Annotated in this window: 1 protein-coding gene; it reads right to left on the reverse strand. The window is 63.3% G+C overall.

Going from position 1 to position 624, the window contains the following annotated elements:
• Positions 1–123 precede the first annotated feature (123 nt).
• Entirely contained in the window at positions 124–486 is a 363-nt protein-coding gene (locus tag HPC46_RS34635; protein WP_005144165.1) for a hypothetical protein, read from the reverse strand.
• Positions 487–624 lie beyond the last annotated feature (138 nt).

Consider the following 624-nt stretch of genomic DNA (forward strand, 5'->3'; position numbering starts at 1 on the left):
GTCTGACCGCGCGTCGCCAATGACACGCTCACCACACAGGCTCGGTGAGGAAGCAACGAGGCGCCGTCGGGGTAGCTCCCCGGCGGCGCCTCACCCTGCCCTCTTGACAAACTTCTCTACATATCAGGTGTCGCTCGGCGGCGGATCGGCGTCGAGCCCGAGGCCGGCGGAATTGATGCGGGCTTGGATGGCATCGAGGCTGATCCAGCAGTCGCTGTAGTCATTCTCGTGGTAGAGCAGCGCCCAGTCTTCCCAGCCGTCGAGGGCGGCATCGACGGCGTCCTCGTCGACGTCAGCTCGGCTGATCGGGATTTCGTGGAAGTTGTCGGGCCGGCTGTCGTCTGCGATGGCGGCGACGAGTTGGCCAGTGCCGTCGAAGGTTCGGGGGTCGCCAGCCGGGGCGAAGTTCATCCGGAACCGCAACTGGCGCGGCTTGCCTGCGGCGTCGATGAACTGCCAGGCTGATGCGTAGTCCTTGTCGACCATGGTGGTGATCCTGAACTTCCCCCGAGACCGTGGAGGCATCAACAATAGGGATCGAGATGCCAGAGAAACGGAAGAAGTACGACCGGGAGTTCCGTGAGGGTGCTGTCCGGATCGTCGAAGAGACGGGTAAACCAATTG

Source organism: Mycolicibacterium vinylchloridicum, from assembly GCF_013404075.1.
Taxonomy (GTDB): domain Bacteria; phylum Actinomycetota; class Actinomycetes; order Mycobacteriales; family Mycobacteriaceae; genus Mycobacterium; species Mycobacterium vinylchloridicum.